Source organism: Pseudomonas sp. IT-P4, from assembly GCF_949767755.1.
GTDB lineage: Bacteria > Pseudomonadota > Gammaproteobacteria > Pseudomonadales > Pseudomonadaceae > Aquipseudomonas > Aquipseudomonas monachiensis.
The window spans coordinates 197,960-216,616 of record NZ_CATKPX010000078.1; the positions used below are offsets into that span (position 1 = coordinate 197,960).

Genomic DNA, 18,657 nt, shown 5'->3' on the forward strand with positions numbered 1-18,657 from the left:
CTGCCGAAGGCTGCGATCTTTAGATTGTTCCTTTCAAAACAAGATCAAAAGATCGCAGCCTTCGGCAGCTCCTACAGAATTTGTGTCAGACCGTCAGAAGTCTTTCGCGCAACTTGGCAATCTCGTCGCGCATCTGCGCCGCCGCTTCGAATTCCAGGTCGCGGGCGAGTTGGTACATCTTCTCTTCCAGGGCCTTGATACGCTTGGCGATCTCGCCCGGCGAGCGCAGTTCGGCCTCGTACCGGGCGTTTTCCTCGGCAGCCTTGGCCATGCCCTTGCGCTTCTTGCTACGTGAACCGGGCACGGTGGCGCCTTCCATGATGTCGGCGACGTCCTTGAACACGCCTTTGGGGGTGATGCCATTGGCCAGGTTGAAGGCGATCTGCTTGTCGCGACGGCGCTCGGTTTCGCCGATCGCGCGCTCCATGGAGCCGGTGATCCGGTCGGCATACAGAATCGCCCGACCGTTGAGGTTACGCGCCGCCCGGCCGATGGTCTGGATCAGCGAGCGCTCGGAACGCAGGAAGCCTTCCTTGTCGGCATCGAGGATCGCCACCAGCGAGACTTCCGGCATGTCCAGGCCTTCGCGCAGCAGGTTGATGCCCACCAGCACATCGAAGGTGCCAAGGCGCAAATCGCGGATGATCTCGACCCGTTCCACGGTGTCGATGTCCGAGTGCAGGTAACGCACGCGCACGCCGTGGTCGGCCAGGTAATCGGTCAAATCCTCGGCCATGCGCTTGGTCAGCGTGGTGACGAGCACCCGCTCTTCCAGAGCGACGCGCTTGCTGATTTCCGACAGCAAGTCGTCGACCTGGGTCAGTGCCGGGCGAATCTCGATTTGTGGGTCCACCAGCCCGGTCGGGCGCACCACCATGTCAATGACGCGGCCAGCGTGTTCGGCTTCGTAGTTGCCCGGGGTCGCCGAGACGAAAATCGTCTGTGGGCTGATGCGTTCCCACTCATCGAAACGCATCGGCCGGTTGTCCAGCGCCGACGGCAGGCGGAAACCGTATTCCACCAGGGTCTCTTTACGCGAACGGTCGCCTTTGTACATCGCACCGACCTGCGGCACGCTGACGTGGGACTCGTCGATCACCAGCAAGGCATCGGCCGGCAGGTAATCGTAAAGCGTCGGTGGCGCCGCGCCGGCTTCGCGGCCGGACAGATAGCGCGAGTAGTTTTCGATGCCGTTGCAGTAACCCAGTTCGAGGATCATCTCCAGGTCGAAACGGGTGCGCTGCTCCAGACGCTGGGCTTCCACCAGTTTGTTGTTGGAGCGCAGGTATTCCAGGCGCTCCTGCAACTCGACCTTGATGCCTTCGACCGCGCCCATCAGGGTTTCCCGGGGCGTTACGTAGTGGCTCTTCGGGTAGAAGGTGAAGCGCGGCAGTTTGCGAATCACTTCGCCGGTCAGCGGGTCGAACGCCGACAGGCTTTCCACTTCATCGTCAAACAATTCGATGCGGATCGCCTCGAAATCGGATTCCGCCGGGTGGATATCGATCACATCGCCGCGCACACGGAAGGTCGCACGGGCAAAATCCATGTCGTTGCGGGTGTACTGCAGGTCGGCCAGGCGTCGCAGCAGTTCGCGCTGATCGAGCCGGTCACCGCGATCCACGTGCAACACCATCTTCAAATAGGTTTCCGGACTGCCCAGACCGTAGATGCAGGACACCGTGGTGACGATGATCGCGTCCTTGCGCTCAAGCAACGCCTTGGTCGCCGACAGACGCATCTGCTCGATGTGGTCGTTGATCGACGCATCCTTCTCGATAAAGGTGTCCGAGGACGGCACGTAGGCTTCCGGCTGGTAGTAGTCGTAGTAGGAAACGAAATATTCCACCGCGTTGTTCGGGAAGAACGCCTTGAACTCCCCGTATAACTGCGCCGCCAGGGTCTTGTTCGGCGCCAGCACCAGGGTCGGACGCTGCACCTGGGCGATCACGTTGGCGATGCTGAAGGTCTTGCCCGAGCCGGTCACACCGAGCAGCGTCTGGTGCGCCAACCCGGCCTCGATGCCCTCGACCATCAGTCGGATGGCTTCCGGCTGATCGCCGGCGGGCTCGAAACGGGTGACTAGCTGGAATTCAGACATGAAATACCTCTGGATCACTCTTGCCGGTAAAACCGGCACGAACGAGAAAGACCGCAAACGACCGATGTCGCCCGAAAAAAACTGGATTGTGCTCAATGTGGAGCCGATTGCCAGCGCTTTCAAGGTAAACGTCCTACATCGCGCAAAACCTTTGCCGACGCCATTCGACTACCGGTCGAGAAATAATAGGAAAAACTTACCCGAAATGTTGATTCGCCTGTCGCCAGCCATCGCCGATGGCCTCTATACTAGCTCCCCGTTTGTGCACCGCTCTAGTGCATTCGGCTGGAGCGCGACACGTCCCTCCACACTCCATTCAGAGCCGCCGCAATAATGAGCCTGTTCTCCGCTGTCGAAATGGCACCACGCGATCCAATCCTGGGCCTCAACGAAGCATTCAACGCCGATACCCGGACCAACAAAGTCAACCTGGGAGTCGGTGTTTACTGCAACGAGGAGGGGCGAATTCCACTCCTGCGCGCCGTTGTCGAAGCCGAAACCATTCGCGCCGCTCAACACGTTTCCCGTGGCTACCTGCCAATCGACGGCATCGCCGCCTACGACCAGGCTGTGCAGAAATTGCTGTTCGGCAATGACTCGCCGCTGATCGCCGCTGGCCGCGTCATCACCACCCAGGCCGTTGGTGGTACTGGCGCACTGAAAATCGGTGCCGACTTCCTCAAGCAACTGTTGCCGAACGCCGTCGTGGCGATCAGCGACCCGAGCTGGGAAAACCACCGCGCCCTGTTCGAAACCGCCGGTTTCCCGGTGCAGAACTACCGTTACTACGACGCCGCGACCCACGACGTGAACCGTACCGGCATGCTGGAAGACCTGAACGCGCTGCCAAACGGCTCGATCATTGTGCTGCACGCCTGCTGCCACAACCCGACCGGCGTGGACCTGAGCCCGGCGGACTGGAAGAACGTCCTGGAAGTCGTTAAAGCCAAAGGCCACGTGCCGTTCCTCGACATGGCCTACCAGGGCTTTGGCGATGGCATCGACGAAGACGCCGCCGCCGTGCGCCTGTTTGCTGAATCGGGCCTGACTTTCTTCGCTTCCAGCTCGTTCTCCAAGTCGTTCTCGCTGTACGGCGAGCGCGTTGGGGCCCTGTCGATCGTCAGCGAATCGAAAGAAGAAAGCGCGCGCGTGTTGTCGCAAGTCAAACGCGTGATCCGCACCAACTACTCCAACCCGCCGACCCACGGCGCCAGCGTTGTCGCTGCAGTACTGAACAGCCCGGAACTGCGCGCCCAGTGGGAAGCCGAGCTGGCCGAGATGCGCCTGCGCATTCGTGGCATGCGCACCCAGATGGTCGACCTGCTGGCACAAAAAGCGCCTCAGCGTGATTTCAGCTTCGTCGGTCGCCAGTGCGGCATGTTCTCCTACTCCGGCCTGACGGTTGAGCAAGTTCACCGCCTGCGCAACGAGTTCGGCATCTACGCCCTGGACACCGGCCGCATTTGCGTGGCCGCGCTGAACCAGAGCAACATCAAGGTTGTGACGGACGCTATCGTCCAGGTCATCTGATTACGCCTTGGAATGAAAACGGGAAGCCATGTGGCTTCCCGTTTTTTTATTTGCTTCAGATAATTCTCAACGCAACGACGCAGCCCTCTAAACTCCACACAAGTCAAAATGTGGGAGCGGGCTTGCTCGCGAAGACGGCAGTACATTCAATACTTGTACAACCTGACCCACCGCTTTCGCGAGCAAGCCCGCTCCCACAGGATTTGTGTACGAAGCATTCCCGAGAACTCAAATGAAAAACGATGACCTGCGCGCCGACCGCGATGACCTGGATGACCTGGATCACTTCACCCCCCGCGTCCCGACCAAACGCGGCAACAACCTGGTGATGCAAGTGGCCACCGGTGTGTTTCTTGGCGGCCTGGCCCTGTGGCTGGTGCAATTGGGGGCCACGGCGCTCTACGCCAAGCTGATGCTTGCCACGATTACTTTCGGCGGTTAAGCCAGCTCGGTCGCACGCTGTGTGGCAGCGTCGTCGTAGGCGACATACAGCGATTCCGCAACCTGGCTCTTGATCGCCTTGGTGCTTTCCAGGCCCAGGACAAAGCCTTCGGCCTTGCCGCCAGCGCGGTTCAATGCTTCAGCGGTGCCGGCCTGGATGATGGCGTCGAACAACTTTTCGGCGTGGGGGCCGACACCTTTGGGCAGGCTGATCTGAGAGATGCTCATCGGCGCACCCCGTGGTATCGAGGTGTGAGGGTCAAATGATTCATGGCGCGTACCTTTTCGGCGAATGGCCGGCAGCGCGTGTCACCACTTCCGGGTGGCCATGGTAGACCTCTGGGGCCATCCTGGTAACCGTCAATCGCCACCAAACCACCGCCCATCCCGCTGATTCGCGCCAATTGTTATTCGATGCTTGACTTCTCTTTTTGAATCAGTAAGATACGCGCCATTCCGCGATAGCTCAGTTGGTAGAGCAAGTGACTGTTAATCACTGGGTCCCTGGTTCGAGTCCAGGTCGTGGAGCCAGACAAGGTTCCAGAGAAAGCTTCCAAAATTTCTGAAACCACCGAAAAACCCGCCTTCTCAGGCGGGTTTTTTCGTTTTGGCGTTCTGTGGGATCCCGGTGGGTACCACCCGTTTTAAGGGTAGAGCTTGGTGCTCAGGTGAGTGGCGAGAGGACGGGGTGGCGTCCTGTCCACCAGGCTTGCCTGCTTATTCGCTGCCTCCGTTTGACCCGTATTGTCTGGACGGATCTTGAACCAGATGGCGTACATCGCTGGCAGGAACACCAGTGTCATGATGGTTCCGACGAACGTACCTCCGATCAGCGTGTAGGCCAGCGTCCCCCAGAAGACGGAGTGTGTCAGCGGAATGAATGCCAGGATGGCCGCCAGCGCTGTCAGCAGTACCGGGCGGGCACGCTGTACCGTGGCTTCAACCACTGCGTGAAACGGGTCCAGCCCTTCTTGCGCGTTGTGATGGATTTGCCCAATCAGAATCAGCGTATTGCGCATCAAAATGCCCGAAAGGGCGATCAGGCCGACCAGAGCGTTGATTCCAAACGGTTGCTGGAAGATCAGCAGTGTCGGCACCACGCCAATCAATCCCAGTGGCGAGGTGAGGAACACCATGATCATCGCCGAGATCGAACGCACCTGGACAATGATGATCAGCAGCGTCATGGCAATCATGATCGGGAATAACGGCAACATCGCTTTACCGGCCTTGCCCGACTCCTCGATTGCACCCGCCTGTTCAATCCGATATCCGCCAGGCAGCTTGTCGATGACCGGCTGTAGCTCCTTCATGATCACGCCCGAGACGTCTGGCGGCTGCAAGCCTTCGGCAATGTCGCCACGCACGGTGATGGTCGGCGTGCGGTCACGACGCCGCAGGATCGGATCTTCCATACGCACATCGACCGCTCCGACCTGAGACAACGGAATCCGCTGCCCCGCCGCACCCACCAGCGTAAAGCCTTCTATCCTGACGGGATCGAGCCGGATATCACCCGCTGCGCGACCAACCACCTGCACCGAACGAATGTCCTCACGAACCGCGGTGATCGGTACTCCGGCCAGCAGGAACTGCAATTGCTGCGCGACTGAATTTGACGTCAACCCCACCGCCTCCAGGCGATCCTGATCCAGAGCGAAATGCAGCGTCGGCGCCAGCGGTCCCCAATCGGTGTTGACGGTTCTCATCATCGGGCTCGACTGCAACACGCCCTGTACCTGGCTCGCAATCTCGCGCAACTTTGTCGGATCAGGTCCCATCACCCGGTAGGCAACAGGGAATGGCGAGTACGGACCAAACACAAGCTGAGTCACCCGGACACGCGCTTCCGGGGCAAGTCCCTCAGCCGTCGCTTCGCGGATACGGAACTTGAGGGTCTCGCGCGCTTCCTGGCTGTCCGTCAGCACCACAATCTTCGCGAACGACGGATCAGGGAGTTCCGGCGCCATCGCCAGATAGAAGCGCGGCGCGCCTTGCCCGATATAGGCCGTGACGATCTTTGCCTCATCCTGCTTTTGCAGCCAGGCCTCTATCCTGGCGGTGGTCGCGCTGGTCTGCTCAATGGAGGCCCCATAAGGCATTTGCACTTCAATCAATACCTCGGGACGGTCCGAGGTCGGGAAGAACTGCTTCTTGACCAGGCTCATGCCGAGGATCGCCACGACAAACGCAGCGATGACAGTGCCGGCCACCAGCCATTTGCGAGCGATGACTCGCGTCAGAACCTGGCGGAAGCGGTTGTAGCCAGGGGTGTTGTAGATGGCCGCATGACCACCCTCGACCTTCTTGATGTTCGGCAACAGCTTCACCCCCAGGTAAGGGGTAAAAGCGACCGCAACCACCCAGGAGGCAATCAGGGCAATGCCCACGATCCAGAACATGTTGCTGGTGTACTCGCCGGCTGTCGACTGCGCGAAACCGTTTGGCATAAAGCCGATTGCCGTCACTAGCGTGCCGGAAAGCATCGGCGCGGCCGTATGACTCCAGGCGTACGCGGAGGCTTTGATGCGGTCGTAGCCCTCTTCCATTTTCACCACCATCATTTCGATAGCGATAATGGCGTCGTCCACCAGCAGTCCGAGCGCCAGAATCAACGAACCGAGGGTAATTCGGTCAAAGTTCTTTCCCGTGGCCGCCATCACCACAAACACCACGGCCAACGTCAACGGCACAGCCGCGGCGACCACAACGCCTACACGCCAGCCCATACTGAGAAAGCAGACAAGCATCACCACAAGCAGCGCGACGAAAAACTTGACCATGAACTCGCCGACGGCCGAATCGATATTTACAGATTGATCGGTGACCTTGGAGAGCGTCATGCCCAGCGGCATGCCTTCATTTATCTTGACCGTCTCCGCGTCCAACGCCCTGCCGAGGTCAAGGCCGTTCCAGCCCTCACGCATCACGATCCCCAGCAACAAGGCTTCTTCACCATTATTGCGTACGAGAAAGGTTGCCGGATCTTCATACCCACGCTCGATCGTCGCCACGTCGGCGAGCTTGAGCGTGCGCCCCTGAACCGCAATGGGCGTGTCACGAATCTTTTGCACCTTATCGAAGGCGCCATCCAGCCGGAGGAAGACCTGCGGCCCATTGGTTTCGATCGAACCGGCGGGCGTGAGCACGTTTTGATTATTCAGCGCGGCAAAGATGTCCTGAGGAGAGACACCCAAGGTGGCCAACCGATCATGGGAAAAGGAAACAAAGATACGTTCGGGCTGCTCCCCAATAATGTTGACCTTCTTCACGCCGGGCACATGCAACAGTTGTTGGCGCAACGACTCTGCATCTCGCACCAACAGTCGCTGCGGCTCGCCTTTGGCTTTCAGGGCGAAAAGCGCAAATGTCACGTCCGAAAACTCGTCGTTGACCATTGGCCCGATGACACCCGCCGGCAGCTTCCTGGCCTCGTCGTCGAGTTTTTTACGCGCCTGATAGAACTCCTCCTGCACTTGCGAGGGCGGCGTACTATCGAGCAGTGACACCATCGTGAAGGCCAGGCCAGGACGGGTGTAGGTTTCCGTGCGGTCGTACCATTTCAGTTCTTGCAGGCGTTTTTCAAGTGGCTCTGCTACCTGATCCTGCATCTCCTGCGCCGTGGCGCCCGGCCATGCGGTAATGACCGTCAACTGCTTGACCGTAAACGGAGGATCTTCCGCACGCCCCAGCTGGAAGAACGCCAGGGTGCCCGCAACGGCAATCAGGAAGATCAGAAATACCGTGATGGAACGCTCACGAACGGCGATCGCGGAAAGATTGAAGCGCCCCTCGCTCATGGACGACCCCCGGCAACTTTTTCGTCGTCCTGTTGAGGCAATCTCACCTCTTCACCTTCGCGCAACAGATGTGCACCTAACGCTACGATCTGCTCGCCGACTTTAAGGTCGCCCGCGACTCGCACGGTATCGTCGCTCAAACCCAGGATTTGTACAGGTCGCCAGGCCACCTTCGCCGGTGTACCGGCGATGACCCACACGCCAGTGCCTTGGCCTGGGTCATAGACAGCAGCGATCGGTACTTGCAGCCCCTGCCCTTGCGTGGCGCCTTCAGCGATCCGAAGCGTGACGGTCGAACCTATCGGTGCATTGGCCAGCGCGCCCTCAAGCACATACCGCGCCTCGAAGGTACGTGTCATTCGGTCGGCCGAATCAGAAAGCAATCTCAGCTTCGCTGTAACAGCATCCGTGGCATTGCCATAAAGCGTCGCCTGCGCGGTGGATCCTGCTGCGGGGCGCAACGTCTCGGGCAGGTGCACGATCGCTTCGCGCTGCCCTGCCCGCGCCAATCGAACCACGGGCTGCCCCGGGCCGACAACTTGTCCGGGCTCGGCGAGCGTCTCCACCACAACGCCGTCGGAATCCGCAAACAGCACCGCATAACCAGAAGCATTACGGGCTACATCAGCCTGCGCTTGGGCGGCGCTAAGCTGCGCCTTTGCGGTATCCGCCGCGGCTTTGATCTGGTCGTAGGCCGATGCAGAAATAGCGCCTGCGGCAACCAGACTGCGGTATCGCGCCTCGTCATCTGCTGTCTGTTTGGCTCGGGCCCGAGCGGCCATGACTGACTCTTGCTGTGCTCGCGCCTGCAACCCCAGGTCGATTGGGTCAAGGCGCATGAGTGGCTGACCACGTTTAACGGTCTGACCGGTGTCAACCAGACGCTCAAGCACCTTGCCTGATACCCGAAAACCCAGATCGCCCTGGACGCGGGCAGCCACGACCCCCGTGAAAGAACGTGAGGCGTCGGAGGAACCCTGAACCGCTGCGGACCTGACCAGAGGAGCATGCGTGCGTGGATCTTCAACGGTGGATGAGTCGCCGCATGCCGTCAGGACGAGAGGTAACAAGCAAGCGGCAATGGGGAAAGGTCGAAGCCGGCGCATAGGTTCCCTTACTTGAAAATAGGACGAGTGCCCCATTCTCAGCCTAGTGACCATATGTGTCAATGGTCACAAACCATGAAACATTCAGCGTCTCAAGCTCAACACATAAACGGAGCCACCAACGAGAAAACCCAAAATTCGCTCAAATCACCTCAATTGACAGGTTGTGACTATTGCGTAATATGGTCACAAATATCCTCTATTGAAGGAATCTCAATGCCTCCCCTCCGCCCCATCGCTCTTTTGGTCAGCGCCGGCTTATTGGCAGGTTGCGCGGTCGGTCCGGACTACCATCGTCCAGACGCTCCGCTTTCGGATCGTTACTTGGGTCAGTCTTCTGTCGAGCAGCGGCGTGGAGCGACGCCGGCCAGCCTTGTAGCCTGGTGGGAAGGCTTTGGTGATCCAGTGCTCACCGACTTCATCTCCAAGGCGCTTGAGCAGAATCTGGACCTGGCGCAGGCATCGGCGCGAGTCACACAGGCGCGGGCCGGACTAGGTGCTGCAAATGCCGCTTTACTCCCCTCAGGGAACATCAGCGCACAGGCCGCGCGCTCCTACCAGTCAATCGAGACGCCGCTCGGCCAGGTGTTGAACTCAACACCTGGCAATGATCGGTACGCAAGTTCCTACGAGGCCAACCTCGATGCCAGCTGGGAGGCAGATGTCTTTGGCGGATTGCGCCGCGGACACGAGGCTGCTCTTGCCGAGTACCAGGCTTCCCAGGCGGGCGTCGCTGCCACAAGATTGGCCATCGCCGCGCAGACCGCTGATATCTACATCACTATCCGCGGACTGCAGACCCGGCTGGACATTGCGAATAGGCAAGTCAAAACGCAGCAGGATTTGTTAGAGAAAGTCCAATTGCTCTACAGCAAGGGGCTCGCCGCCAACTATCAGGTTCGCCAGACCGAGGGGGCGCTATCGCAGGTCCAAGCAACAGTGCCGGCCCTGCAGACCGGACTGGATGCTGCGATGAATGCGCTGGATGTCATGCTCGGCACGCCGCCAGGCACTCACCGCACGCAATTGGCAAGTGCGGGGAGCATTCCGGTAGCGCCGCAGATAAAGGCAATGGGAACGCCGGCCGATTTGCTGCGCCGCAGGCCAGATCTCATTGTGGCTGAGCGCCATCTTGCAGCCTCAAACGCACGCATCGGAGAGGCGATTGCTGAGTACTACCCGAAATTCTCCCTTGGCGCATTGCTGGGTAGTGCCACGGCTGTCTCCGCAGGCAACCTTTTTACCGGCGGCGCCAGCCAGTCGGCGGGCGTATTGGGACTGCGCTGGAGACTCTTCGACTTCGGTCGCATAAACGCCCAAATCGACCAAGCCAAGGGACAGGAGACCGAAACCCTGGCCGCTTACCGTCAGTCCGTACTGCGTGCCACCGAGGATGTCGAGAACGCGCTCTCCTCACTGGTGAATCGGGAAGCTCAAGCAACCACCCTCACTGTTGGAGAGGCGTCTCTGACACAGGCTCGCCAATCGTCGTTCATTGCCTATGAGAAAGGCACGGCCAGCCTGATCGATGTCCTGCACGCTGACGAGACGTTGCTGCAGGCTTCTGATGCCCGAGCTCAAGCACGAACGGAATCGGCACGAGCGGCGGTTGCGGCATTCAAGTCGCTAGGTGGTGGCTGGCAACCTCCTGAAGCCCAGCCTGTTGCGACACGATGACCTGATAGGAGCGAAGTGACCAACTCAATAAATAATCACAAAACAGATAAATAAAATGCCCTTCGATGGATGGGAAGAAGGGCAAAGTTAAAAGCCGTTTTGATGATCTGGTGCTTACCCGGGTATGCCGTAAACCTTTAGCCGAAGGTCAAGGCATGAGGCTACGCAAGATGAGATTGGAGGTGAGCGTGGGCGCCTCCTCGACGAAATCGAGGTTGTACTGCAGCAGTAAAGGGTTGACGAATGGTCGCAGCGCGAGATGTATCGCTTCTACTGTCTCATCCAGCGGAGTCTTGCGTTCAAATTCGCCAATCTCTCGCCCCTCTCGCACGATTTGCGCCACGAAGCGTTTGATCTGCGCGTCATAAGCCTGCGTACTGGGCCAGCTTTCCGACGCCGCGAACGCTGCAATGTCATACAGTTTTCGGTCGTTGAAGAACAGATTCACACCTGTGGCGATCACCGTCTTGACCAAGCGTCGAAAGCGCTCCGTCGGCGACAGGTCTTCTACATTGATTGCCTGCTCCACAGCCGCGACGATTTCTGCCAGACAATTTGCGCAGATGGCTTCACCGATCGCCTGCTTGGAATCAAAAAATTTGTAGATGTAGGCCTTTGAAAACCCGATGGCCTTAGCCAGGTCGGAAACCGTGGTTTTGCCGTAGCCGTACTGACTGAAATGTTCATTGGCCGCTGCGACAATCTGGTCTCGAATGTCGTGATCGGCCGGGCCACGGAGGCTAGGCGAAGAGGAAGATTTTGATGGCTGATTCATGAGTACAGCTTACTCACCCTATCAAAGACTGACAACTTGTGACCGATTAGTTTTATAGTCACAAACCGACAGCAAAAAGCCGATCTGTCTATTCAACAGATCGGCCCTTTCAGTCGCCGTGAGCGTCAGACATGCTCACTGCTTTTCACGTGCGCCGCCCGTGGCTCGCCATGCTCGTGGCCCACCTCAACCACCGGAATCTCCTTGCCGTCGCAATCGTGCAGTTTACCGTCGCTGAAGTAGTCCCCTTCACGCAACGCCGCCAGATCCTGATAACGCAGCACTCGCTCGGTACCGGCCGCAAACACCGATTGCTGGTCGGAGTTACCGGCGGTGAGGTGGTTGAAGGTCAGGTTCAGCACGATGGCCATGATCGCCGACGAACTGATGCCCGAATGGAAAATGGTTGCGAACCAGCTCGGGAATTGATCGTAGAAGCTCGGTGCCGCGATCGGGATCATGCCGAAGCCGATCGAGGTGGCAACGATGATCAGGTTGACGTTGTTGCGGTAGTCGACCTTGGACAAGGTCCGAATGCCGCTGGCCGCGACGGTGCCGAACAGCACGATGCCGGCGCCACCCAGTACGGAGGTCGGTACGGCGGCGATGACCCGGCCCATGAACGGCAGCAGGCCGAGGAGCACCAGGAACAGACCGCCAGTGGCCACCACGTAGCGGCTCTTGATGCCGGTGACCGCCACCAGGCCGACGTTCTGGGCGAAGGCGCTCTGGGTGAAGGAACCGAAGATCGGCGCGAACATGCTCGACAGCATGTCGGCGCGCAGGCCGTTGCCCAGGCGCTTGGAGTCAACCTTGGTGCCGATGATTTCGCCGACGGCAAGAATGTCCGCCGAGGTCTCCACCAGCGTCACCATCACCACGATGCACATCGACAGGATCGCAGCGAAGTGGAAGGTCGGCATGCCGAAGTGGAACGGCGTCGGGAAGCCGAACATCGGGCCCTGGGTCACGGAGGAGAAATCCGCCATACCGAGGAACACCGCGATCACCGTGCCGACGACCATGGCCAGCAGAATCGACAGGCGGGAGATGGTCGCGCTACCGATTTTGCTCAGCAACAGCACCAGCACCAGCGTTACCGCCGCCAGACCGATGTTCGCCATGCTGCCGAAGTCCGGCGCATGGCTGTTGCCGCCCATTGCCCAGCGCGCGGCTACCGGCATCAGCGTCAGGCCGATGGTGGTAATCACGATGCCGGTCACCAGCGGCGGGAAGAACTTGGTGATACGCGAGAACACCGGGGTTATCAGTAACCCGATCAGGGACGCCGCTATCACCGCCCCCAGCACCGATTGAAACCCGCCCTCCCCACCACTGCTGACAATCGCCACCATGGTCGCGACGCCAGAGAAAGATACGCCCTGCACCAGCGGCAATTGACAACCAAAAAACGGTAGACCCAGGGTTTGCAGCAGCGTTGCCAACCCCCCCGCAAACAATGAAGCAGCAATCAACAAACCGATGTCCGCTGGCGAGAGCCCGGCCGCCTGGCCGATGATCAATGGCACAGCGACGATACCGCCATACATGGTCAGAACATGTTGCAGGCCATAAGCCATATTCGCGCCGATCCCTAGGTTTTCGTCCTCGGGCCGTTGGTGTGAAACATGGGGCGTTTTCATGGTAGGGGGTTCCCTGGTTTTTGTTATGCGCACACTGTATGCAAGACATAGGACAAATGTCTATAGAGTTGTATACAACTTGTCAGTCACAAAATGGATACTTGTCCATTTCCGCCCGATCCCCACCTTCCCGGCCCCGCCAAAAACCTCGAAATACATCCCTCGCCGCCCACCACCGGGTGCTGACTAGTCTTTTGAATTCCTGGCGACCATCGGTAAGGTCTGCCCCTTCTATATACATATAAAGTATGCATAATGAAGCCATTCGAAATTCAGTTCCACAAGGCAAAGAACGCAGCCAACAAACTCAAGCACCAAGGCATCAGCCTCGCAGAGACTGAACCGGTATTCCATGACGAACGAGCGCTGACCATCGAGGACAACCACCATGATGAACAACGCTGGATCACCCTGGGGCTGGATGCCAAAGGCCGATTGCTGGTCGTCGCGTACACCCATCGCGATCCGAATTTCGTTCGAATCATTTCCGCGCGCATCGCCACCAAAAGCGAGCGCCGTCAGTACCTGGAGGCATGACCGATGAAAGACGAATACGATTTCAGCAACGCCAGGCGCGGGGCCGTGGTGCCCGCCAAAGGCAAGACCCGCATAACCATCATGCTCGATGACGCTGTCATCGAAGCCGCCCGGGCACTGGCGGAAAACGAGGGGTACGGCTACCAGACGGCGATCAACAATACCTTGCGCCGAGCCTTGCTCAACGAAGGCAAGCGCGCGCACCTGAAGCAACCCCTGACCCCTGCCGAACTCAAGGGCCTGGAGCAGAAACTGGCAGAGGCCTTGCGCGAAATCCAGCGGGTGATGGCGCCGGGAGTCCGGCCCTGAAACACCAAGGGCCGATCAATCGGATCAGCCCTTGGTGATATCCAGGATCAGCCAGCTACCGGGGTGCAGTGATCAATCGTTCCAGCGTCCGCGCCAATTGCGCCTGTTCCGGTACGCGAATGCCGAACTCGCTGCCCAGCAGGCCAATCAGTTCCTGAACATCCGTCACCTCCCGCCGCTCGCTGTCATGGTCAATCCGGTGAATCGCGAAGCTGCCGTTGTTGAGCGTGCGCCGCCATCCCTCCCCGGTGCGCGCCACCATCAACTGCTTGACGAAAGTCGACTCGGGGTGGGTCGAGACGTACCAGTTGCCCACAGCGAAATCGATGTCTTCCTGGCGTTGCAGGTCGAAGATGTACATCGCTCGCCATTCGCCCGCGACGTTGGCGCGCAGGGTAAAACCATCGACGTGCAGGTCGATGCGATACGACTCGTGCGGGGTGGGTTGTTCGGCGCGAGTATCAAGCAGCAGGGGCGCGGTCGGCACCATGCCGCCGAAGCCGACGTCGGTGATGTAGCGCACGTCATTGATGATGACCAGGCTCAGGCGATGGGTCCGGGCCGTCCAGGCACCCTCCGGCTGGCCCATCACCACCCGGCCGCTGATGGCACGGGCGTCAAAACCCAAATCCTGAAGCAAGGCCAGGAACAGGTTGTTGAGTTCGTAGCAGTACCCGCCACGACCATCGTGCAAGACCTTCTGCTCGATGGACGGCAAGTCGATCAGCACCGGTTCGCCGGATAACGTGGTGAGGTTTTCAAACGGGAAAACGCCGGTATGGCGCAATTGCAGCTGGCGCAAGGTTTCCAGGGTCGGTGCCGGAGGTGCATCGAAGCCCAGGCGTCGCAGATACAAGACAAGGTCGGTCAGGCGTGGCTCGCTCATCGTTCAATCCTTTTGCACGCAAGCGGCGGATTGTTCCGCCAGTGGCCGCTATGTATACGGGATCAAGCACTGTCGCCGACAATTGATTTAGCCAATCACCCGGCATGAAAAAACTCAACGCCGCTTGTGCGAGCCCAATTGAATCCAGGTCGGCGCGTGGTCGCTGGCATGGGGCTCGTTGCGCACCCACGCATCCACCCCGGCGTCTTGCAGATACGGACTCAGGGCCGGGTTGAGCAGCAGATGATCAATGCGCAGCCCCGAGTTTTTCTGCCAATGCTGGCGAAAATAATCCCAGAACGTGTAGAGCCGGTCCTGCGGATGCAAGTGCCGCAACGAATCGGTCCAGCCCTGGTCCAGCAACCGCTGGTAGCACTCGCGACTTTCCGGTTGCAGCAAGGCGTCCTTGAGCCAGGAGCGCGGGTTGTAGATGTCCAGGTCGGTGGGCACCACGTTGTAGTCGCCCGCCAGCACCACCGGATGTTCGCTGCCTTGAAGTGTCTGCGCATGACGGATAAGCCGTTCGAACCACGCCAGCTTGTACTCGAATTTCGGCCCCGGTTGCGGGTTGCCGTTGGGCAGATACAGACAACCCACCAGAACCCCGTGGACAGCGGCTTCCAGATAACGACTGTGGTTGTCGCTGTCATCGCCGGGCAATCCGCGTCGGCTTTCCAGCGGCTGCGCATCCCGCGCCAGGATCGCCACGCCGTTCCAGGACGCCTGCCCCTGCCAGATGGCGCCGTAGCCGGCCGCCTCAAGTTCAGCCGCCGGGAATGCGCTGTCCACCGCCTTCAACTCCTGCAGGCAGGCGATGTCCGGTTTTTCCCGCTCAAGCCAGGCCAGCAGATTCGGCAACCGTGCGCGCAGGCCATTGACGTTGAACGTGGCAATCCGCAGTTTCTTCATGAATGGACACTCCTGAGGGCGAGATGCCTGACGTGTGACAGCGGCACGTTTCGGAGGTTGCGTCACCAATCTCGGGGGCGTAGACCCTTGAGCGTAAGCTGGAAGATGATGGCCGGCGCTGAGACAGCCGCTCGTCATCCGGTCAGCACCAACCGCGTGCCCCGTCACACCAACATCAGGTAACGACTCACTCCGGGAGACGACCATGATGAACATCAGAATGACTTCGTTGCTCTTGGCCGGATGCTTGTCGGCAACGTCCCTGGCCACCTTTGCGGCGTCCGGCGATAGCCCTGGCACGCCCGGTACGGCACCCGGCGCAACCCGCAATTCAACCCTGCTGCCAGACAACAACCGCCCCAGTGCCCCCTCGGGCAACAGCAGCAGTCGTGGCCCCAGCTCCTCAAGCGGCACTACCGGCGTCAATGGTCCGGGCAGTGGCGCGGGCGGTGGCACCGGTGCGCCCGGTGGCGGAACCGGCGGAGCTGGCGGCGGAACGGGTAGCTGGACAGGCCAAAGCCGCCAATGACCTGCAGTCGTTGAGGGCCTTTGGTCGCCCGAGGCTTGCATCGGCTTGACCGCCGGCGGGTTCGGCAGCGCTGACCGAACTCTAGACGATCAATCCAGCCAGGTCCGGGAGACAGACCATCGGCAGCAACGGCACTTCAGCGGTCGGAGCGCATCAACGCCTCGACGCCACCGGCCATCGACAAGGTTGCCACGCGGTTTCGCCCCGAATGCTTGGCCTGATACAGCGCCGCATCCGCCCGCTCGACAAACACATCCATGCTGTCACGCCCCGACGGCACAAACGAATAGCAACCGAGGCTGACCGTCACATAGCCGTTGGGCGAGCCGGTGTGACTGATGTGCCTGTCGATGACGCTGCGACGGATATGCTCGGCAATCGTCATGGCGCCATGGATGTCGGTGTCCGGCAGCAGCACCGCAAACTCTTCGCCGCCGTAACGCACCGCCAGATCGGCCTTGCGCTGGCAGCAACTTTTCAGCGCGCGCGCCACTTCGGCCAGGCAGTGATCCCCCACCACGTGGCCGTAGGTGTCGTTGTAACGCTTGAAGTAATCGATATCGAGCATGATCAGGCTCAACGGGCTGGCCTGCCGGGCACCGCGCCCAAACTCGACGTCCAGTGCCCGCTCGAACAGTCGGCGGTTGGCCAGCCCGGTCAGGCTGTCGTGGGTGGCGATCAGTTCCAGCGCTTGCTGGGCCCTGCGCAAATCCGACTCGACCCGCTCGCCAACACGCACCTGATGCAGGAACACCCACCCGAACAGCCCCACACCCAGCAGCACCACGGCAACGATGAGACTGGAGCGAAACGCCGTGTCGTACCAGCCCGCGAGAATAGACTCCGTGGACGACGCAGCAGCGACCACCAGCGGATAGCCCTCCAGCTGTCGGTAACCGTACATGCGCGTCACACCATCAATGGTGGACGCGAACATCGCATTGCCGGAGGTAGCCAGCGGCAGGAACTTCTGGAAGATCTCGCTCTGGGCCAGCGAAACGCCGATCTGCGCCTCTACAAAAGGCCGGCGCGCCAACAACGTGCCATCGGTCAGGCCGAGAAACATCGAGCCGTTGTCGTCGAGGCTGAAGCTTTTGAAGAACTGGTCGAAGTACGACATCTTGATGCCGGCCAGCAATACGCCCTGGAAGTGCCCGCTCCTGTCGTTGACCCGCCTGGAAACCGGAATGATCCACTCGCCGTTTTCCCGACTGCGGATGGCCGGGCCGATATGCGCCACCGACGATACGTTCTGCTGGTGATACTTGAAGTACTCGCGATCGGCGACGCCGGGACCCCGGGGCAGGTTTTCAAACGAGGTCACCACCCACTGGCCCTTCTGGTCGAACAGCAGGATGCCGTGCAATTGATCCAGCGCCAGCACCCGCCGGGCGAAGGTCTGCTGCAAGCGTGGCCGCTGGTCCGGGCCGAAACCATCGACCTGAATCCAGTCCACCAGGCTGGTCAGCACCAGGTCGGCCTTCATGAAGGTATCTTCGGCTTGCTGCGCCATGGCCCGCGTCAGGTTCGAAGACGCCACTTGCGCAAGGCTCAGGTCGTGGCGACGGGACTGTTCCAGTTGCAGGTAGAGCAAACCGCACAGGCACAGGCACACCGTCGCAATGAACAATACCGCGGCCTTGCGCAGCGGTATGCGTTTCAATGCGATGCCAGGGGTGTGGTCCAGGTCGTTAAAGCGCGTGGGCAAAAATTCATCCTGTCGGGGGCAAGGCATGGGCAACAACCCAAAGCCCTCAGTCTTCGTGGGGCGTAGTTTACGGGGTTATCCAGGACAAATGGGTGGCCACTTGCCCAGCGGTATCACGCCTGCCCTGCCTGAGCTGCGAACATGACCCAGGGCAAACACTGCCTGCGCATCAACGAGCTACGATTAGACAGACCTCAATACAGGGAATCGACATGAACAAAGCAGACGAGCTCGCTGCAAAATTGAAACAGACACGGCTGACCAGCGCGGATCAGGCGATCGATGGCTGGCCGGGCCTGGTCTACGAACTGTATCAGCGGATAGAAACCTGGCTGCTGCCCTTGACCGAAGCGGGCCTGGTCCTGCGGCGCAACCCCACCCACGTGTTCGAGAGTCACCCCGATGGCGACGCTTACGACTACGCCATCGACCAGTTGGTGATCACCGGCAACGAGCACAGCATTACCTTTGACCCGGTTGCACGCTTCACCACCGATGGCGAGGGGCGGGTCGAAATCCACACCGCAGGCAATGAACTCGCCCTGTTGCGCACCGTGGATGAACACGGTGAAACACACTGGTGGCTACAAACGATCGAGCAAGCCACCGCGCAGGCAGATGCGGTGGCGCTGACTGAAACCGATCTGCTTGTGGTGGTGCAACAAGGGTTGGCGCTGTAAAAAGGGCCCCCCCCGCAAATCCACAA

General features: G+C 59.8%; 17 protein-coding genes and 1 tRNA gene. 9 read left to right on the plus strand and 9 right to left on the minus strand.

Features of this window, described 5'->3' with window-relative positions:
• Positions 1 to 85: 85 nt before the first annotated feature.
• Positions 86 to 2,101, minus strand: a complete 2,016-nt coding sequence (gene uvrB, locus ACM6IT_RS25570) for an excinuclease ABC subunit UvrB (RefSeq protein WP_056722145.1) — start codon at positions 2,099 to 2,101, stop codon at positions 86 to 88.
• Here uvrB and ACM6IT_RS25575 point away from each other — a divergent pair.
• The 3 genes from ACM6IT_RS25575 (at position 2,100) to ACM6IT_RS25585 (ending at position 4,073) form a co-directional block, all read left to right on the plus strand.
• On the plus strand, positions 2,100 to 2,435 hold the full coding sequence (locus ACM6IT_RS25575) for a hypothetical protein (RefSeq protein ID WP_223542285.1): 336 nt from the start codon (positions 2,100 to 2,102) through the stop codon (positions 2,433 to 2,435). The genes uvrB and ACM6IT_RS25575 overlap by 2 nt on opposite strands.
• Entirely contained in the window at positions 2,435 to 3,631 is a 1,197-nt protein-coding gene (locus ACM6IT_RS25580; protein ID WP_008050829.1) for an amino acid aminotransferase, read from the plus strand. Before ACM6IT_RS25575 ends, ACM6IT_RS25580 begins: the two co-directional genes overlap by 1 nt.
• A gap of 232 nt (positions 3,632 to 3,863) precedes the next feature.
• Positions 3,864 to 4,073, plus strand: coding sequence for a hypothetical protein (locus ACM6IT_RS25585; RefSeq protein WP_414914739.1), 210 nt, complete (start codon positions 3,864 to 3,866; stop codon positions 4,071 to 4,073).
• Here the strand turns inward: ACM6IT_RS25585 and ACM6IT_RS25590 are convergent.
• Positions 4,070 to 4,300, minus strand: coding sequence for a hypothetical protein (locus ACM6IT_RS25590; protein WP_056722139.1), 231 nt, complete (start codon positions 4,298 to 4,300; stop codon positions 4,070 to 4,072). The genes ACM6IT_RS25585 and ACM6IT_RS25590 overlap by 4 nt on opposite strands.
• Positions 4,301 to 4,527: 227 nt before the next feature.
• On the opposite strand from ACM6IT_RS25590, the gene ACM6IT_RS25595 reads away from it, so the two are divergent.
• Positions 4,528 to 4,603, plus strand: a tRNA-Asn gene (locus ACM6IT_RS25595).
• A gap of 113 nt (positions 4,604 to 4,716) precedes the next feature.
• On the opposite strand, the gene ACM6IT_RS25600 is transcribed toward ACM6IT_RS25595, so the two are convergent.
• Positions 4,717 to 7,872 carry an efflux RND transporter permease subunit gene (locus ACM6IT_RS25600; RefSeq protein ID WP_414918943.1) on the minus strand — a complete coding sequence of 1,052 codons (3,156 nt, stop codon included), beginning with the start codon at positions 7,870 to 7,872 and terminating at the stop codon, positions 4,717 to 4,719.
• Complete coding sequence (locus tag ACM6IT_RS25605) at positions 7,869 to 8,978, minus strand: efflux RND transporter periplasmic adaptor subunit (protein ID WP_414918944.1); 1,110 nt, start codon at positions 8,976 to 8,978, stop codon at positions 7,869 to 7,871. Before ACM6IT_RS25605 ends, ACM6IT_RS25600 begins: the two co-directional genes overlap by 4 nt.
• 216 nt (positions 8,979 to 9,194) lie before the next feature.
• Here ACM6IT_RS25605 and ACM6IT_RS25610 point away from each other — a divergent pair, with 216 nt between their 5' ends.
• Positions 9,195 to 10,655 carry an efflux transporter outer membrane subunit gene (locus ACM6IT_RS25610; RefSeq protein ID WP_056722128.1) on the plus strand — a complete coding sequence of 487 codons (1,461 nt, stop codon included), beginning with the start codon at positions 9,195 to 9,197 and terminating at the stop codon, positions 10,653 to 10,655.
• Between the two features lie 148 nt (positions 10,656 to 10,803).
• Here ACM6IT_RS25610 and ACM6IT_RS25615 read toward each other — a convergent pair whose 3' ends face one another.
• A complete protein-coding gene (locus ACM6IT_RS25615; protein WP_056722125.1) occupies positions 10,804 to 11,430 on the minus strand; it encodes a TetR/AcrR family transcriptional regulator in 627 nt (208 codons plus the stop codon).
• A 125-nt stretch (positions 11,431 to 11,555) separates the two neighbouring features.
• Positions 11,556 to 13,073, minus strand: coding sequence for a nucleobase:cation symporter-2 family protein (locus ACM6IT_RS25620; protein ID WP_414914735.1), 1,518 nt, complete (start codon positions 13,071 to 13,073; stop codon positions 11,556 to 11,558).
• A 255-nt stretch (positions 13,074 to 13,328) separates the two neighbouring features.
• On the opposite strand from ACM6IT_RS25620, the gene ACM6IT_RS25625 reads away from it, so the two are divergent.
• Both ACM6IT_RS25625 and ACM6IT_RS25630 read left to right on the plus strand, forming a co-directional pair.
• A complete protein-coding gene (locus ACM6IT_RS25625; RefSeq protein ID WP_108217825.1) occupies positions 13,329 to 13,610 on the plus strand; it encodes a BrnT family toxin in 282 nt (93 codons plus the stop codon).
• Between the two features lie 3 nt (positions 13,611 to 13,613).
• Positions 13,614 to 13,919: a BrnA antitoxin family protein gene (locus ACM6IT_RS25630; protein ID WP_414918945.1), complete on the plus strand. Its 306-nt coding sequence runs from the start codon at positions 13,614 to 13,616 to the stop codon at positions 13,917 to 13,919.
• A gap of 55 nt (positions 13,920 to 13,974) precedes the next feature.
• Here the strand turns inward: ACM6IT_RS25630 and ACM6IT_RS25635 are convergent, their stop codons facing one another.
• The gene (locus ACM6IT_RS25635; protein ID WP_223542398.1) at positions 13,975 to 14,805 is read right to left on the minus strand and encodes an arylamine N-acetyltransferase family protein; all 831 of its coding nucleotides are present in this window, start codon (positions 14,803 to 14,805) and stop codon (positions 13,975 to 13,977) included.
• Between the two features lie 114 nt (positions 14,806 to 14,919).
• A complete protein-coding gene (locus ACM6IT_RS25640) occupies positions 14,920 to 15,714 on the minus strand; it encodes an exodeoxyribonuclease III (RefSeq protein ID WP_056722114.1) in 795 nt (264 codons plus the stop codon).
• A 205-nt stretch (positions 15,715 to 15,919) separates the two neighbouring features.
• On the opposite strand from ACM6IT_RS25640, the gene ACM6IT_RS25645 reads away from it, so the two are divergent.
• Complete coding sequence (locus ACM6IT_RS25645) at positions 15,920 to 16,243, plus strand: hypothetical protein (RefSeq protein WP_082562895.1); 324 nt, start codon at positions 15,920 to 15,922, stop codon at positions 16,241 to 16,243.
• Between the two features lie 136 nt (positions 16,244 to 16,379).
• Here ACM6IT_RS25645 and ACM6IT_RS25650 read toward each other — a convergent pair whose 3' ends face one another.
• Complete coding sequence (locus ACM6IT_RS25650) at positions 16,380 to 17,951, minus strand: diguanylate cyclase (protein ID WP_414918946.1); 1,572 nt, start codon at positions 17,949 to 17,951, stop codon at positions 16,380 to 16,382.
• A 212-nt stretch (positions 17,952 to 18,163) separates the two neighbouring features.
• Between ACM6IT_RS25650 and ACM6IT_RS25655 the strand changes: the two genes are divergently transcribed.
• Positions 18,164 to 18,631 carry a hypothetical protein gene (locus tag ACM6IT_RS25655; RefSeq protein WP_414918947.1) on the plus strand — a complete coding sequence of 156 codons (468 nt, stop codon included), beginning with the start codon at positions 18,164 to 18,166 and terminating at the stop codon, positions 18,629 to 18,631.
• Positions 18,632 to 18,657 lie beyond the last annotated feature (26 nt).

Coding starts and splice junctions, on each gene's coding strand:
- ACM6IT_RS25635 (WP_223542398.1), bottom strand. CDS start 14,805: ATGAGCGAGCCACGCCTGACCGACCTTGTCTTGTATCTGCGACGCCTG.
- uvrB (WP_056722145.1), bottom strand. CDS start 2,101: ATGTCTGAATTCCAGCTAGTCACCCGTTTCGAGCCCGCCGGCGATCAG.
- ACM6IT_RS25605 (WP_414918944.1), bottom strand. CDS start 8,978: ATGCGCCGGCTTCGACCTTTCCCCATTGCCGCTTGCTTGTTACCTCTC.
- ACM6IT_RS25620 (WP_414914735.1), bottom strand. CDS start 13,073: ATGAAAACGCCCCATGTTTCACACCAACGGCCCGAGGACGAAAACCTA.
- ACM6IT_RS25610 (WP_056722128.1), top strand. CDS start 9,195: ATGCCTCCCCTCCGCCCCATCGCTCTTTTGGTCAGCGCCGGCTTATTG.
- ACM6IT_RS25645 (WP_082562895.1), top strand. CDS start 15,920: ATGATGAACATCAGAATGACTTCGTTGCTCTTGGCCGGATGCTTGTCG.
- ACM6IT_RS25580 (WP_008050829.1), top strand. CDS start 2,435: ATGAGCCTGTTCTCCGCTGTCGAAATGGCACCACGCGATCCAATCCTG.
- ACM6IT_RS25640 (WP_056722114.1), bottom strand. CDS start 15,714: ATGAAGAAACTGCGGATTGCCACGTTCAACGTCAATGGCCTGCGCGCA.
- ACM6IT_RS25585 (WP_414914739.1), top strand. CDS start 3,864: ATGAAAAACGATGACCTGCGCGCCGACCGCGATGACCTGGATGACCTG.
- ACM6IT_RS25630 (WP_414918945.1), top strand. CDS start 13,614: ATGAAAGACGAATACGATTTCAGCAACGCCAGGCGCGGGGCCGTGGTG.
- ACM6IT_RS25600 (WP_414918943.1), bottom strand. CDS start 7,872: ATGAGCGAGGGGCGCTTCAATCTTTCCGCGATCGCCGTTCGTGAGCGT.
- ACM6IT_RS25615 (WP_056722125.1), bottom strand. CDS start 11,430: ATGAATCAGCCATCAAAATCTTCCTCTTCGCCTAGCCTCCGTGGCCCG.
- ACM6IT_RS25655 (WP_414918947.1), top strand. CDS start 18,164: ATGAACAAAGCAGACGAGCTCGCTGCAAAATTGAAACAGACACGGCTG.
- ACM6IT_RS25625 (WP_108217825.1), top strand. CDS start 13,329: ATGAAGCCATTCGAAATTCAGTTCCACAAGGCAAAGAACGCAGCCAAC.
- ACM6IT_RS25590 (WP_056722139.1), bottom strand. CDS start 4,300: ATGAGCATCTCTCAGATCAGCCTGCCCAAAGGTGTCGGCCCCCACGCC.
- ACM6IT_RS25575 (WP_223542285.1), top strand. CDS start 2,100: ATGAAATACCTCTGGATCACTCTTGCCGGTAAAACCGGCACGAACGAG.